General features: G+C 60.8%; 11 protein-coding genes, 1 tRNA gene and 1 pseudogene. 7 read left to right on the top strand and 6 right to left on the bottom strand.

The window, feature by feature from the left end; genetic code table 11:
* Positions 1-114 precede the first annotated feature (114 nt).
* The 3 genes and pseudogenes from NL528_RS26635 to NL528_RS26625 form a co-directional block, all read right to left on the bottom strand.
* Positions 115-831: pseudogene (locus tag NL528_RS26635) on the bottom strand (DUF1186 domain-containing protein); the annotation flags it as partial.
* A 169-nt stretch (positions 832-1,000) separates the two neighbouring features.
* Positions 1,001-1,094 (bottom strand) — tRNA-Ser (locus tag NL528_RS26630).
* Positions 1,056-1,331 (bottom strand): hypothetical protein, encoded by a 276-nt coding sequence (locus tag NL528_RS26625; RefSeq protein WP_309177431.1) that lies wholly within the window; start codon positions 1,329-1,331, stop codon positions 1,056-1,058. Before NL528_RS26625 ends, NL528_RS26630 begins: the two co-directional genes overlap by 39 nt.
* Before the next feature lie 677 nt (positions 1,332-2,008).
* On the opposite strand from NL528_RS26625, the gene NL528_RS26620 reads away from it, so the two are divergent.
* Positions 2,009-3,592: a porin gene (locus NL528_RS26620; RefSeq protein WP_309177430.1), complete on the top strand. Its 1,584-nt coding sequence runs from the start codon at positions 2,009-2,011 to the stop codon at positions 3,590-3,592.
* A gap of 235 nt (positions 3,593-3,827) precedes the next feature.
* Positions 3,828-4,370 carry a recombinase family protein gene (locus NL528_RS26615; protein ID WP_309177429.1) on the top strand — a complete coding sequence of 181 codons (543 nt, stop codon included), beginning with the start codon at positions 3,828-3,830 and terminating at the stop codon, positions 4,368-4,370.
* Between the two features lie 553 nt (positions 4,371-4,923).
* Here NL528_RS26615 and NL528_RS26610 read toward each other — a convergent pair.
* Both NL528_RS26610 and NL528_RS26605 read right to left on the bottom strand, forming a co-directional pair.
* Positions 4,924-6,336 (bottom strand): hypothetical protein, encoded by a 1,413-nt coding sequence (locus tag NL528_RS26610; protein ID WP_309177428.1) that lies wholly within the window; start codon positions 6,334-6,336, stop codon positions 4,924-4,926.
* Between the two features lie 100 nt (positions 6,337-6,436).
* Positions 6,437-6,580, bottom strand: coding sequence for a hypothetical protein (locus NL528_RS26605; protein ID WP_309177427.1), 144 nt, complete (start codon positions 6,578-6,580; stop codon positions 6,437-6,439).
* 137 nt (positions 6,581-6,717) lie between these two features.
* On the opposite strand from NL528_RS26605, the gene NL528_RS26600 reads away from it, so the two are divergent.
* Positions 6,718-8,001 carry an IS256 family transposase gene (locus NL528_RS26600; protein WP_309176722.1) on the top strand — a complete coding sequence of 428 codons (1,284 nt, stop codon included), beginning with the start codon at positions 6,718-6,720 and terminating at the stop codon, positions 7,999-8,001.
* A gap of 822 nt (positions 8,002-8,823) precedes the next feature.
* Positions 8,824-10,338 (top strand): arylsulfatase, encoded by a 1,515-nt coding sequence (locus tag NL528_RS26595; protein WP_309177425.1) that lies wholly within the window; start codon positions 8,824-8,826, stop codon positions 10,336-10,338.
* Positions 10,339-10,547: 209 nt separating this feature from the next.
* Here the strand turns inward: NL528_RS26595 and NL528_RS26590 are convergent, their stop codons facing one another.
* On the bottom strand, positions 10,548-12,755 hold the full coding sequence (locus tag NL528_RS26590; protein WP_309177424.1) for a lytic transglycosylase domain-containing protein: 2,208 nt from the start codon (positions 12,753-12,755) through the stop codon (positions 10,548-10,550).
* 281 nt (positions 12,756-13,036) lie between these two features.
* Between NL528_RS26590 and dapA the strand changes: the two genes are divergently transcribed.
* From dapA to smpB, 3 genes are all read left to right on the top strand, one after another.
* On the top strand, positions 13,037-13,927 hold the full coding sequence (dapA, locus tag NL528_RS26585) for a 4-hydroxy-tetrahydrodipicolinate synthase (protein WP_309177423.1): 891 nt from the start codon (positions 13,037-13,039) through the stop codon (positions 13,925-13,927).
* A gap of 67 nt (positions 13,928-13,994) precedes the next feature.
* Positions 13,995-14,402: a large conductance mechanosensitive channel protein MscL gene (gene mscL, locus NL528_RS26580; protein WP_309177422.1), complete on the top strand. Its 408-nt coding sequence runs from the start codon at positions 13,995-13,997 to the stop codon at positions 14,400-14,402.
* Position 14,403: 1 nt separating this feature from the next.
* Positions 14,404-14,880 carry an SsrA-binding protein SmpB gene (smpB, locus tag NL528_RS26575; RefSeq protein WP_309177421.1) on the top strand — a complete coding sequence of 159 codons (477 nt, stop codon included), beginning with the start codon at positions 14,404-14,406 and terminating at the stop codon, positions 14,878-14,880.
* Positions 14,881-14,933: the final 53 nt, after the last annotated feature.

Below are 14,933 nucleotides of genomic sequence, written 5' to 3'. Positions count from 1 at the left end.
CGGATTTTCCTCATCGAAAAGCCCGTTCTGGTCTTCATCTTCGACGTAATCTGTCCATTCCAGCGCCTCGATCGCATCCTCGATATAGCCGAGACCGAGGTCATTGAATCGTTCGATGTCGTCTGACTGCTGCTCAGCTTCCAAGAGATCTTGTTCAAAGTCGCTGCGCGTAAGCATGTCAGGCGGCACGCGGCCTTCGTCCCAGGCGCTGCGCACGAGCGGCGCCAGATCGCGCAAGCCGAGCAGCGCGATGGCCTGCAGCCAGCCTATCCAGACTTCATCCTCGTCGGCCGCAAGTCGCTTCTGGTGAAACTCGACAAGGAAGCGCCGCATCCGTTCGCGCTCGATCAAGCCCTTCCAGGTGAGGAAGGCCGTCGCGCCCAATAGCGCGTCACGGATGAAGTGATCAATGGAGCCGTCCACGATATGGTCGAACAGGGCTTCGGCATCGCCATCGAACACGCCCGCAACAATGCGCGCCAGCCCTTCGGTAACAGCGTCGCCGAGCAGACGGTCAAGTTCTTCCGCCGGACGGCGCAATAGTCGCAGCAGCGGGCGGCACGCTTGGGTGTTTCGCGCAGCGCCCAAAATATGGATGCCTCTAAAGAGCAGCATCTCCCCCTCTTGCGAGAGGGGCTCCCCGTCGGCCGCCCACTCAAGCACCGCCAGCATCGCGGGGGCGGATTCTTCGATCCTGATCGTGCATTGCGCGATTGCGTATCGCGGCAACTGCTGCTCGCTTGCCAGAGCGGCGAGATACTCCTCGATCGGTCCGAGATCGAGATCATTCTGGCCGTCGCCGAGGATCGCTTCGAGCTCTTCCTTCTTCATGCGGCGCTCCTGATGGGGCTCAGGGAGAGACCCTTCGCCCTGCAGTTGGCGGAGCCGGAGAAAGCAAATTCCAACCAGCCCGCCGTCGCTGCTTCGCAGCTTTGGCGCGGCACCCGCCTTCGCTTACGTTCGTCACGGCATGCCGCGCCGAAGCGTAAGCGAAGGCGGGTGGCGGAGCCGGAGGGATTCGAACCCTCGATAGGGCTTTACAACCCTATAACGGTTTAGCAAACCGCCGCCTTCAGCCACTCGGCCACAGCTCCGTAAGGGCCGATATGCCCGACGCGGGGGCCAGCCGCAAGCGGCAGATTCAGGTCGCGCTGCGGCCATTTGGTGGCGTTGCCGCCCCAGGCGCTGCGCGCGAGCGAATCCCGCACGCCACGGCGCTGTTTTTGCAGGCTTTCGCGCAAGGCCGCGCAATACCGGGGTGTCGCGCCGATCGCTCGATGGGGGCGAAGAATCGACGTTGCCGCCAGGGCGATGTTTTTGTAGCGCGACACGCTTTCGCATTTGAGAGTGCGCGATTCGCACCGCCAATTCGGGTTTCCGCGCGCCAAATAAAAGCATTTGGACCCCGAAAAATATGGGCTTTTGCAATTTTCGCGGGCGCACCACCGAACCGCTGAATGGCGGTCACAAGACCGAAACAGCGGGCCGCATCCCGCGAGCCTCTAATATGGGTCGTGATTGGGCCGTCTGGTGATCGCGCCTGCGCGTTGCATTTCGGGCATCGTGTTCTTGATGTGTCTGACATCGCTATGCGGGGAATCGGTGGCTTTGCTCGTTCGATTCGACGCTGAGAGAAGCCTTGGCGGGAAAACGCGAAGCTGGGCGGTAGCTGCAACCTAATCGCGCGTCAAACGGAACTTTCAAAAACATCTTTAGAAAACAATGGTTTGCAGTGAAAGTTCGATCACGACTGCGTGTTATTTGTGCAACACCCGTCGGAAAAGGCGCGGAGTGAGGCGCTTCAGAGCGGTTCCTTTATTGCGTGTGCAGACACTCTCGGTAATTGTGATGGTGCGACGGAGGGGGGCATCCCGAGGTCGTCCCGTTTTTGGTGGTTCGCTTAAGTCCACCGACGCTGCGAGGAGCCGTTGATTTCCTTGTGGTTTTTGACGGCGGTTTATCTGCTTTGTACGACTTTTCGTACGAGGCCACAACTTGGAGGTTTAACATGAAGATGGTTAAGAGCCTTATCCTCGGCTCAGCGGCGGGTCTGCTCGCCATGAGTGGAGCTCAGGCAGCCGATCTTCCCGTCAAGGCCAAAGCGGTCGAGTACGTGAGGATCTGCTCCCTGTACGGAGCTGGTTTCTTCTACATTCCGGGCACCGACACCTGCATCAAGCTGGGTGGTTATCTGCGCGTTGACACCACGTTCAACGGCAGCATCTACGACCAGCCGGCATGGTCGGGCGACCTCGGCCAGGGCAATCGCTACCGCGATTACTTCGCCGCCCGCTCCCGTATGGCGCTGACGGTCGATACCCGCACCGCCACTGAATATGGCGTTGTCCGCACCTTCGGTCAGGCCGACTTCCAGTTCGGTACCCAGGGCAACAACACGGTCAACCCGGCCGTGTTCACTGGTTCCCCGGCCGCCGGCACCAACACCGGCCTGCTGTACCAGCCCGGCGAAGGCTACGTCGCCGTCGAGTACGTGTTCATCCAGTTCGCCGGCTTCACCTTCGGTAAGTCGTCTTCGGCTTACGCGACGCCGTGGAACGGCTATCCGGGCAACAACTCGTCGTTCCTGCTCGGCGGTCATGACACCGTCACCGGCGTGAACAACATCCAGTACCAAGCCCAGTTCGGCAACGGCGTGTCGGGCACCATCGGTCTCGATGATCCGGTCGTGTTCAACCGCACCGCTGTGAACAACCTCTCGACCGGCCTCAATGCCACGTTGAACGGTGCAAACGCCTACGCTGGCGTGCATTCTCCCGACGTCGTCGGCAACATCCGCGTCGATCAGGCTTGGGGTCTGTTCCAGATTTCGGCGGCAGCGCATGAAGTCTCCGGCTCCTACAACATCCTGAACACGCTTGCGGCTGCGCCCGGCGGCGTTAGCGTCGCAGGCGCTTCTCCGAACGCATTTTCGGAAATCTCCGGCCACCCCGAGACCAAGTGGGGCGGTGCGGTGATGGCTGCGTTGCAGATCAAGAACATCCCGACCGGTGCCGGCGACGACTTCAAGATCGACGCGACCTACGCTAAGGGTGACACCAAGCAGGTGATCTCCACCAGCGCCGCCTCGCCCAGCTTCGCGATGTTCGGCAGCACGAACCGCGCAGGTGCTTATCAGAGCATCGGCTTCGGTTCGACGACGGACGCTGTGTACCTGCCGACGCTCTTCGGCGGTGACGGATCGCTCCATCTGACGACTGCCTGGGGTGTCCGTGGTGCGTTCAACCACAACTGGGATCCGTACTGGTCGTCCAGCTTGTTCGGCAGCTATTCGTCGGTTCGTTATGATGGCACTGCCAAGCTCGAGATGTGCGCGGTCTACAGCGTGGGCAAGGTCGTCAGCGGCGACTTCAGCTGCAACCCCGACTTCAACGTCTCGCAGCTCGGCGTGGTCACCCGTTGGACCCCCGTCAAGAACCTGACGTTCTCGGCTGAAGTCATGTGGTTCCACCTTGACCAGAAGTTCACCGGCGCCGCCGTTCTGGCTCCGTCGGCGCCGAAGCCGGCCACCCTGTACGAGTTCAAGGACCAGGACACTGTCAGCTTGAACGTTCGCGTTCAGCGCAACTTCTGATCGTGACGGTCTGAGCAATTTCAAACAGAACCCTCGGCGGGAAACTGCCGGGGGTTTTCTCTTTTGGGCCGACCCCCCGCGAGCCGGGAGGAGCTGTTTTACACTGCCTTGGTAGGGTTTGCCCTGCCGAGACACGACGGCGAGACGCAAATACTGTCTTATTAGGGTTGACTTCTATATTTCGAGACACCATAGTCTCGTGGTCTAGAGCCTAACGAGACAGGAGCGCCCATCAATGACCGTTATCGGCTACGCCCGCGTGAGCACCACGGACCAAAACCTCGAACTGCAAGAGACCGCCTTGCGCGCGGCAGGCTGCGACCTGATCCGTGCGGAGAAGCGCAGCGGCACAACCACGGCAGGACGTGAGGAGCTTCGCACTGTACTCGACTTCCTTCGGGCCGGGGACGTGCTGATGGTGACTCGAATTGACCGGCTGGCTCGCAGCATTGGGGACCTTCAGGACATCGTGCGAACTGTGAAGGCGCGGGGCGCCTCGCTGAAGGCTACGGAGCAGCCCATCGACACCAGCACAGCAGCGGGCAAGTGCTTCCTCGACATGTTGGGAGTATTCGCTGAGTTCGAGACCAACCTGCGCAAGGAACGGCAGCTTGAGGGCATCGCGGGCGCTAAAGCCCGTGGGGTGTACAAGGGGCGCAAGGCGAGCATTTCTCCGGCAGAGGTGAAGGCGCTGAAAGCAAAAGGCATGGGCGCCTCTGCCATCGCCAAGGCGCTCGGGATCGGCCGGGCGTCGGTCTATCGAACTCTTGAGGACTGAGGGACGAGACACCACGCAGCTAAGGGACTCCGGTCGGGCATGGGGCCCCTGGGCGGGGATCGAGGGGGGGCCCTTTCAAAAATCGACGGCTAAAGGGCTTTGGCTTCTGCTCGGCTGAAGTGGGGGGAGTGCTTCATCGGAAGTACCGTACGGGCCCCAATGCACCCGTGGCCAAGGGTGGAACAGGGGCCTCGCACGGCCCTCTCGGCCCCGATAGCCCCTGTGAGCCTCAGCGGAGGCCGCTGGTAGCTGTTACGGCTATCCGCTGGTAAGGACCGGCTTAGCGTCAAACGCGCCCACGGGCTTCCTAGAGCATCTAGGAGCATTGCGGGAATGCCCTGTTCTGCCAAAAGCTGGGAACAGCGGCCCGTGCAGATATATGGCCGTTTCGGCCCTATTTCTAACTAACCTCTTAGCCCCCCCCCCGAAACATTCGTTCCACGATATGGTAGGGTCGTGCGCCGGGGTAACAGGGTAGATATACCATACCTAATAACAGAGACTTATAGCTAGTAATAATAGATACTTAGCTAGTGTATCTATGTTGGCTGCATCAGAAGCCCGGCCTGCTTACATCTAGCTTTGGAACCACCCCGGTATGGGCGCGGAATTGATGTATGAGGGTGTTGACGGCCAAAGCCTCCCTGCCGGCTTGAACGATCAGGCTGTCATGGACCGGCATGCTGGGGACGCCTTGCGCCATCAGCTCTTGCATGGTGGCGATGATGACTTTGCTCTCAACGAACATCAGATCGGCCCATCCTCTGACCCGGCCTCGGATGTCTCCACCCCATCGCTCAAGGAGGGGGTGACGCTGTAGAGCGCGCTCCTTGATTAAGGACATCGGGTACGCCTTAGTGTCGAATGCCTCTGGCGGAATGCCCTTCTTTTTCAACCGCTCGCGGAAATCCTTAGTGAACTCCTTGGACCACCGTGTCAGCAGATTGCCGTTGCCGAATGACGCATTGATCCAGAACTTTGCGACCTGCCGATCAAGATCCGTAGGCCCAAGGATGCCAGCATAGGCATCCGCGTCGGTGTCGAGTTGCTGATCGCACCAAGCATAGAAGATGGTGAGGTACGAGGACGAGATGTCAATCTCGACCACACTTTCGCCGTCGATCCGCATCCCAAGTCGCGTATCCTCACTTTGGTGCTGATAGCACTCGGCATCTTGCGGGTAGGAATACAGGCGACCACCTTTGTTCCACCTGTAGGTCTGAAGATTGTTCGCTTGGTGAAACTTCCTTACCCAACCAAGATGCTTAACCTTAACCTGTGGGTGCGTGAGCGTGTGCTGAGCGAAGAAGGAGTTGAGCTCAGCCACCTGTGCGCGGAGCCGCTGCACTTTCTCTATGTTCGGCGTCTTGTGCGATGGCGAGGTGAGTTGCACCAGCTCTGAGGGCATTACCTCCTCGAATTGGAAACATTGCCGCACGTTTGCCGGCGTAACGCCATGGGCTTCGCACGCGGCGAGGAGCGACGGCGTGGCCCTGTACCTCGTGAGCTTCCCCACCATCGGTCCCGGATTGTCGAACTGATATGAACCCGGATATCCCGGCTTGTGCTCCACCAGCCCAGCCTCAGTGAAGGCTTGGCGCACCGCGTCGAACACACGCCATTTGACGTATTGGCCGGTGTAATCTCCCTTGTTGAGCGAGCACCTCAACCAGCCTTCGCTCCGATCAGTCTGAATCGCGGCCAGCAAATCAGCAATGAACGCTGCCGTAGCGTGGGCATGGGCAACCAAGGTCTTCTTTCGTGCATATGCTTTGCCCTTTGCTGCCTGTGGCCTCGGATAGCGCTTAGCCAAGTCGCTCATGAGTTGGAAAGCTGCGAGACTATCCGGCGTGGCCCGCAGGGTCGCCAAGGGTGCCTTGTCGAGCGCCCCGCGTTCCTCCTTGGGAGTCTTCGGCTCCCACGCTGGGCGTTCGGCCACCTCCAAGTTCTCGGATTTTTCATTCATGTGGCGTTTGACCTTGCGCTGTTTTTGGCCTCGGCGTCTGGCGTCGCCACACGGGGCACCCACCCGCTCTGCTGCTTAATCTGTCCGGGAGCATGACCAGTCAATCAGACTTTTCGTCATCCAATTGGTAGCGCGGGAACTTCTTCATCGCCTCTGCTAAGTCCTCTGGAGTTGGTGTGGTGTAAGCCCTGCCGGCCGTCGCTGGCGCGTGTCCGGTGATTGCATCACTGTAGCGCTCGTCCATTTCAACCCGTGCAGCCTTTGCCTTAAACGTGTGACGCCAGAGCTATGGCCCAAAGTTGGTGACGGCGTGAATCGGGAAGGCGGCATATCGTGGGGGTGTTCAACGCCTCCACTTCTCCACCAAAGGAGCGATATGCCGTGTCTAAGGATACCGTCGTAAAACTGATTCAGCCAGGAACTTTCAGCGACCAACTCACCGACATTTTGCGCGATGGGGCGCGTGCCCTTCTCGCCCAGGCGGTGGAGGCCGAGGTCGCCGGGTTTCTTTCCAAGCATGCCGATTTGAAGACCGAGGATGGCCACCAACGCGTGGTGCGCCACGGTCATCTGCCCGAGCGCGAGGTGATGACGGGCATCGGCGCGGTCCCGGTGCGCCAGCCCCGCGTGCGCGATCGCGAGGCCGCAGCCGGCGATCCCCGCCGCATCCGCTTCTCGCCATCGATCTTGCCGCCCTATATGCGCCGCTCGAAGTCGATCGAGACGCTGCTACCGATCCTCTACCTGAAGGGCATCTCGACCGGCGATTTCTCGGACGCTCTGGCGGCCTTGCTCGGCAAGGATGCGCCCGGCCTCTCGGCCAGCGCCATCGGCCGCCTGAAGGACGGCTGGCAGGATGATCATGCCCAGTGGCGCAAGCGTGATTTGTCGGGCAAGCGCTACGTGTACGTCTGGGCGGACGGCATCCACCTCGAGGCGCGGCTGGAAGATGAAAAGCAGTGCATCCTGGTGCTGATCGGCGCGACGCCCGAGGGCAAGAAAGAGCTCGTCGGGTTCACCGATGGCGCTCGGGAAAGTGCGCAGGATTGGCGCGATCTGCTGCTGGATCTGAAGCGATGCGGGCTCGATGCCCGGCCCGAGCTGATGATCGCCGACGGCGCGCTCGGCTTCTGGAAAGCGGCCGGCGAGGTCTGGCCGAAAGCACGCGAGCAGCGCTGTTGGGTGCACAAGACGGCGAACGTGCTGGGCAAATTACCCAAGAGTGTGCAACCAAAGGCCAAGCGGGCGCTGCAGGAAATCTGGATGGCCGAGACCAAGGCCAATGCCGAAGTCGCCTTCGACGCCTTCATCGAAAGCTACACGCCGAAATACCAGAAGGCCGTCGATTGTCTGACGAAGGATCGCGACCTGCTGCTCGCCTTCTACGACTTCCCGGCCGAGCATTGGAAGCACCTGCGCACCACCAACCCGATTGAAAGCACTTTCGCGACCGTCCGCCACCGCACGATCCGATCGAAAGGCTGCCTCTCAAACAAGACCGCTCTCGCCATGGTATTCAAGCTGGTCGAAGGGGCGCAACGATCCTGGCGACGGCTCGACGGACATGCACACTTGCCAAAGATCATTCTCGGTGTGAAATTCACCGACGGGATCGAGGTCACCGCCAAGCTGGCCGCCCCTCAGCCCGCAACCGCCGCCGCCTGACTGATCAGGCCGTCACCAAAAATTGGCGATAGCTCGTGACGCCAAGCGTGGTTCGGACTCAACTCGGGGTCTGTGATCCCAAGGGATCGTACCCAAGAGCCTAAGCGACCCCTGGTGCGCTCGGCCTGACTCTGCCGAGGGGCTTTCTCGACCGATTTGCCGGCTCTAACTACGTTGTAGAACAGGGGGCCGCCGTGCGCTCGTTGGACAAACTTGAGAAGGCCCTGTGCAATCAGGTGTTCATGCAGAGGAATGGTCCGAGCCTTCCGTGTCTTGATCTTGCCGGCTGACGGTGTGAGACGAAAGAAATAGTCGCTACCTCTTTGCTGCAAGTCTATACCCCGCAGCTGCGTAATCTCGCCTGCGCGCGCGCCGCTATCCGCCGATGCAGCGCGGCGCGAGCTTCAATCTCGACGCTGTCAAAGCGGAAATGGCGAAAAGGATGGAGCAGGCGCAAGCGGCAAGCAAAGGCCCGAGCCAGTAGTCGCGATGGATCGTTCGATACTGATCCAGGAGAACCCCGGCAGGAAACTGCCGGGGATCAAGATGTGACACCAAGTTTTGGCCGCATGCGGCGGAGACGCATACAGATAATATCGTATGCTTGAGGGGGGATAAGAGGTAGGGCGACACGGTTCGCGGTCGTTTCGGTTCTAAAACCAAAGGCAGGCGTCCATCTGAGTTTGACCCAACCGAGAAACTTAGACGAAGATCTGACAGCCAACGCAAATGACTCATTTGATTTGATCCAGATCAATTCGAGCGCATACGAATGCCAGCAAGAAAACGTTTTGCGTTCAGCACCGGCTCCGGGGGGTCGTCATGAGACGACGTGCACTGCGCCTTACCATTAGCGGAGCCATACTTGCACTGACGACATCGGTTGTTGCCCCGACGCTGGCACAAGACCAGAAGCCCAATGTGGTTTTTATTCTTGCCGACAACGTCGGGTACGGGGACCTGGGATCTTATGGTGGCGGCGAACTCCGCGGCGCCCCGACGCCGCGACTCGACCAGCTGGCAAGTGAGGGAATGCGGTTTACCCAGTTCCTGGTTGAGCCGGCTTGCACGCCTTCACGAACGGCATTGATGACCGGGCAATACTCGATCCGAAACGGCCTGTCGCTGATAGCCATCGAAGGTAGCCCCTATACGCTTCCAGCCCGGGCTTTCACCATGGGTGAGTTATTTAAGGGTGTCGGCTACGCCACCGCAATCTTTGGAAAATGGCACTTGGGAAGCGCGCCGCAGAGCCTACCTACCGCGCACGGCTTCGACGAGTTCTATGGCATCCCACCGGACATTAGCTGGGATGCGTCGACGTACCCGCAGACAATTGCCCTCACGCACTCGATTGATGCTCCATACGATGAGTTGCTGAAGACCGGCCCGCAGATCGTCGAGGCGAAGGATGGCGGGCCGTTGCGAACGGTGAAACCGTTCACCGAGGAGGTGCGCGCCAACATCGATCATGAACTGGTGGAAAAATCAGTAGAGTTCATGCGACGACAGAAGACCGCGGGCAAACCCTTCCTCCTCTACCTGCCGTTTTCTATGGGGCATGCTCCGAACCTGCCTTCGCCGCAGTTCAAAGGCAAATCGCGGATCGGTAACTACGGCGACAAGATGATGGAAGGAGACTTCCACGTCGGCCAAATCATGGACACTCTGAAGGAACTGGGTGTTGAAAATGACACCATCATTGTGTTTGCTTCAGACAACGGCCCATACGGTGAGGCCGTACGCGAATTCGGCAATGCCGGTACGCCGGATATGGGAAATTCCGGCCCGTTCCGCGGCGAGTTAGGCGAAGCGACCGAAGGTTCGATACGGACGGCTGCAATTATCCGCTGGCCAGGGCACGTCAAGCCGAACACCACCTCCTACGCCATGTTTTCGATCATGGATTTCTTGCCGACCTTTGCCCACATTGTCGGTGGCCAGATGCCGACTGATCGTCAAATCGACGGTGTGGATCAGATCGATGTCTTGCTCGGCAACAGCGCAACGGGACATCGCGAGAGCCTTTTGAGCTTTATCGGCGGTGAGCTTGTTGCCACTCGCTGGAAGCAGTGGCGTATCTACTTTACCGACATTCATCCGAGCGGCAATGGACCGCAGCGGCAGCCGGGGATTTTCTCGACCAGCGCTTCGTTGGCCGGATACCCCAAGGTCTACAATATCGAGATGGACCCGCATGAGGATCTTGTCGTCGGTGGATTGTTTGGCTGGGTATCCGGACCTGCGCTCAAAACGGTCGAGGAGTACTTGGCCTCGGTCAAGAAATATCCAAATCCGCCAGCGCCAAATATCACACAATTCCGTAGCGCGGACTGACCGACATCCATGAGATGGAGTTGATGGTGGACGGCGATCACGCCCATTGCAACAAGGCAACTGCCCGCGATAGCTTGATCCGAATGGCGTTAACAAGCTGTCTCGCGCGCTGAAGCGACGCCCTTTGGGCACTGTCGGTCGACGGCAACGACAATATCAGCATCCGTCAACGGTGAGGCTGCGTGCGCAGGGACGACCAAGCGCCCCGGCTATTCGACGCTGGCGCCGCGCCGCAAATCGGCTTCGATCTGGAGCCGCGTGCCGCCGCCGAACCGCGCCCGATAGACCTGCAAATTCTCCATGATCCGCTGCACGTAGTTCCGCGTCTCGGAGAATGGAATCAGTTCGACCCAGTCGACCGCGTCGACCTTGGGATCGCGCGGATCGCCATAGCGGTCGACCCATTTCTTGACGCTGCCGCGGCCGGCATTATAGGCGGCGAAGGTCATGATGTAGGAGCCGCGGTAGTCCTCGAGCAGGCCGCCGAGTTCGGCCGCGCCGAGTGCTGCGTTGTAGACCGGATCGGTTTTCATCCGGCTGAGGTCGAAGCTGACGCCGGCCCGCTTGCAGACATAGCGGCCGGCATCCGGCGTCACCTGCATCAGCCCGTAGGCTTGCGCCGGCGAGACCACGGCCGGATTGAACGCGCTCTCCTGGCGGGCGATCGCGTAGACGATGCTTTGCTCGATTTCCGGCCCGAACTGCTTGAACGGCGGGATGCCATTGACGGGATAGGCGTAGAAATCGAACGGCAGGCCGCGATTGAGCGCGGCCTTGCCGACCAGCAGCATGCCGCGGGCATCGTGGTAGCGCGACGTCAGTTCGCCAAGCCCCACCAGGGCGTCGGGGTCGCCGTTCTCGCCCATGTCGGCAAAAATCGGAATCGAGATCTCGCGCTCGTCGAGTTCATAGAGCAATTGCACCGCACGCACGATCTCCAGCCGCTCGGCCGCTCGACCGCGGGGCGCGCTGTTCAATTCGATCTGCGGCAGTCCGAGCTTTGCCCGCGCCAGCTGGCCGTAATAGCTGGTCGATTGCTCGGCGGCGCGGGTGTAGGCGGCGCGGGCTTCCTGGGCGCGGCCGGCCGCTTCCGCCGCACGGCCTTGCCAATAGCCGCCGCGCGCGAGCGCGGTCGGGTTCACGCTGCCGACGCCGATCCGCGCAAAATGCTGCGCCGCCGTCGCCGGATCGTTGAGGAACCGCAGCGCGATCCAGCCTGACGTGAATTCCTGCTCGGTCTTGTAGATGTCGCGCGCGGGAAGGGCGGCGTCCCTGGCAATCAGATAGGCGGTGCGATGTTCGCCGGCGTCGATCATCTTGCGCGCCAGCAGCCGCCGCTCGATCCACCATTCGTCGACATTGTAGAGCCGGGCGGCGTCCTTTGGCGCGCTCATCATCAGTTGCGCGGCCTCCGCAAATTTCTCCTCACGGCGAAGCAACTGGATCTTTGCGAAGATGTAGCCGGTGTCGCCATGCAGCTCGCGCGGCACCGCTTCGAGCAGGGCCCTGCTGTTGGAGGCTTTTCTGTTCGACGCGATGCGCGCCTTGGCCAACGCGACATGGCCGGCGCCCAGCCGTTTTGCGGCCCGCAGGGCTGCGGCCTCCTGCTCGTTGCTGTAGAGCAGCGTATCCATCCGCGCCTTGTGATCGCCCGCCGTCAGCAGCGCGCCGAACAGATCGAGCGCGGTGCTCTCGGTATCCTCCGACATCGGATCGTTGCGCCAGGCCTCGCGCACCAGCCGTTCCGCATTGGCCCGGTCGCCGCGAGCGATCATTACCCGTGCCAGCGCGAACCGGCCCTTGGCCGACACCGGCGATTCGTTTTCGAACCACGACCACACGGTGGCGTCGTCGCGATGATCATCCCACAGGCTTGCTTCGATGCGCCGGCGCAGGAAGGTTTGCGAAGGCCAGCTCGGATTGGCTGACAGGAAAGCGCGGTAGCGTTCGAACGATGCACCATTATCGTCGCTGCGCAGGATCAACCATTCCGCGAGTTTTCTGGCGACCGGATCCGATATTGCGGCTTCCGCCTGCGTCGCATCCGCGGGCTTGTGCTTGCGGACCAGGTCGATGACGTTTTCCAGCGCGTCGGTGTCGGCTTGCGATGTCGACGTCGTCGCGGCCACCGCCGCCGCGGCGACGGGTTTGCGCGCCGGCGGCAAGGCGGCGTGCTGGCGCGTCGCGGGCGCCAATGGCGCAGCGGTTGCCGGGGCGGGCGCGATATTGGTCGCCGCCGTTTTTGCGCCGGGCACGGATTTCGGAACCGCGTTGCGGGCGATCGGCCGTGGTTTTGGCAGTGGAACCTTCGGCTTGGCCCAGGCGTCGCCTGCGATTGCGGTCAAGCCGACCGCCAGCGCCAGACTTGTCGCCAGTGCGGTCGATCGCAATGCGGCTGCACGGGCGAAACGGGTCACGGGTTTCCTTTGCGGCGGCGAATCATTCAATCGCTGAAGCCTTAGGTCTATTTGATTGAATATGTGGACAAAATGCTAAAAACGACGCAACCGGCGATGTTTGCGCCAGCACCACGGCAAAATCGCGGCCGGGGGTGGACCGGCTCGGCCCTTTCGCGGGATCGCCAGACCCGATATGAATTGGCGCTACACAGCGTTTTCCAGCGAGGTTCGCGCCAAGAAAGCGTGTCGAAACCAAGTTTACGGTCCGTGCGGTCAAATCGCGCGTTGGGAGGAAGTCCATGGCAGCCAAGACAAAATTCCGGGGTTCATTCACCGCCTTGGTCACGCCATTCAAGAACGGCTCGCTCGACGAGGCGGCCTTCCGCGGCCTGGTCAATTGGCAAATCTCCGAGGGGACCAACGGTCTGGTTCCGGTCGGCACCACCGGCGAAAGCCCGACCGTCAGTCACGACGAGCACAAGCGCGTGGTCGAGTGGTGCATCGAAGAGGCCAAGGGCCGGGTGCCCGTGATTGCCGGCGCCGGCTCCAATTCGACCAAGGAAGCGATCGAGCTTGCCCAGCACGCCGAGAAGGCGGGGGCGAACGCGGTGCTGGTGGTTACGCCGTATTACAACAAGCCGACCCAGGAAGGCATGTACCAGCACTTCAAGGCGATCAACGACGCCATCGGCATTCCCATCATCATCTACAACATTCCGCCGCGCTCGGTGATCGACATGTCGGTCGATACCATGACGCGGTTGTTCGAACTGAAGAACATCGCCGGCGTCAAGGATGCGACCGCCAGCATGGTGCGGGTGTCGCAGCAGCGCGCGGCGATGGGCGAGGACTTCAACCAGCTCTCGGGCGAGGATGCCACCGTGCTCGGCTACATGGCGCATGGCGGCCATGGCTGCATTTCGGTGACCTCGAACGTGGCACCCCGGCTGTGCGCGGAATTTCACGCCGCCTGGCAAAAGGGCGATGTCGCAACCGCGCTCAAGCTGCATGACAAGCTGATGCCGCTGCACACCAATCTCTTCATCGAATCCAATCCGGCGCCGGTGAAATACGCGCTGTCGCTGCTCGGCAAGATGGACGAGAAGCTGCGGCTGCCGATGGTGCCGGTGACGGAGCCGACCCGCGTGGCCGTTCGCAGCGCCATGGTGCATGCCGGCCTGATCAACTGACGCCGGGACCTTGTGAAGCCAGGAGCCCGCGCGATCTTCGCCTGAACAACGAAGAAGGAAATCGACCATGCTGAAGGAGTTCCGCGACTTCGCGATGAAGGGCAATGTGGTCGACCTCGCCGTCGCCGTCATCATTGGTGCGGCCTTCGGCGCCATCGTGACCTCGCTGGTCGGCGATATCATCATGCCGATCATCGGCGCGATCACCGGCGGTCTCGATTTCTCGAACTATTTCACCGGGCTTTCGAAAGCGGTGACGGCGACCAATCTGGCGGATGCCAAGAAGCAGGGCGCGGTGCTGGCCTGGGGCAGCTTCCTGACGCTGACGATCAATTTCCTGATCATCGCGTTTGTGCTGTTCATGGCCATCAAGGCAATGAACACGCTGAAGCGCAAGGACGCTGACGCGCCGCCGAAGCCGACCCGCCAGGAAGAACTGCTGACCGAGATCCGCGATCTCCTCAAGAAGGCTTGACGTGGCCGAGAAGAAGAACGAGCGCCCAATCAAGGTTGTCGCCGAAAACCGCAAGGCACGGTTCAACTATGCGATCGAGGACACCATCGAGACCGGCATTGCGCTGACCGGCACCGAGGTCAAATCGATCCGCAACGGCAAGACCACGATCGCGGAATCCTATGCCGATACCAAGGACGGCGAGATCTGGCTGATCAACGCCAATATTCCGGAATATCTGCAGGCCAACCGCTTCAACCACGAGCCGAAGCGGCCGCGCAAACTGCTGCTGCACCGAAAGCAGATCAACAAGCTGATGGGCGCGGTCGATCGCGACGGTATGACGCTGATCCCGCTAAAACTCTATTTCAACGAGCGCGGCCGTGCCAAGCTTCTGCTGGCGGTAGCCAAGGGCAAGAAGCTGCACGACAAGCGCGAGACGGAAAAGAAACGCGACTGGGGCCGGGAAAAGGGCCGCCTGATGCGGGCACGGGGATAGTGGTTATCCGTCATTGCGAGCGAAGCGAAGCAATCCATGGTGCCGCAAGGATG

Source organism: Bradyrhizobium sp. Ash2021, assembly GCF_031202265.1.
GTDB lineage: Bacteria > Pseudomonadota > Alphaproteobacteria > Rhizobiales > Xanthobacteraceae > Bradyrhizobium.
Note: the sequence above shows the minus strand (reverse complement) of the source record. Positions and strands in the feature narration are given on the sequence as shown.

Coding starts and splice junctions, on each gene's coding strand:
- dapA (WP_309177423.1), top strand. CDS start 13,037: ATGGCAGCCAAGACAAAATTCCGGGGTTCATTCACCGCCTTGGTCACG.
- NL528_RS26620 (WP_309177430.1), top strand. CDS start 2,009: ATGAAGATGGTTAAGAGCCTTATCCTCGGCTCAGCGGCGGGTCTGCTC.
- NL528_RS26610 (WP_309177428.1), bottom strand. CDS start 6,336: ATGAATGAAAAATCCGAGAACTTGGAGGTGGCCGAACGCCCAGCGTGG.
- NL528_RS26615 (WP_309177429.1), top strand. CDS start 3,828: ATGACCGTTATCGGCTACGCCCGCGTGAGCACCACGGACCAAAACCTC.
- NL528_RS26605 (WP_309177427.1), bottom strand. CDS start 6,580: ATGGACGAGCGCTACAGTGATGCAATCACCGGACACGCGCCAGCGACG.
- NL528_RS26595 (WP_309177425.1), top strand. CDS start 8,824: ATGAGACGACGTGCACTGCGCCTTACCATTAGCGGAGCCATACTTGCA.
- mscL (WP_309177422.1), top strand. CDS start 13,995: ATGCTGAAGGAGTTCCGCGACTTCGCGATGAAGGGCAATGTGGTCGAC.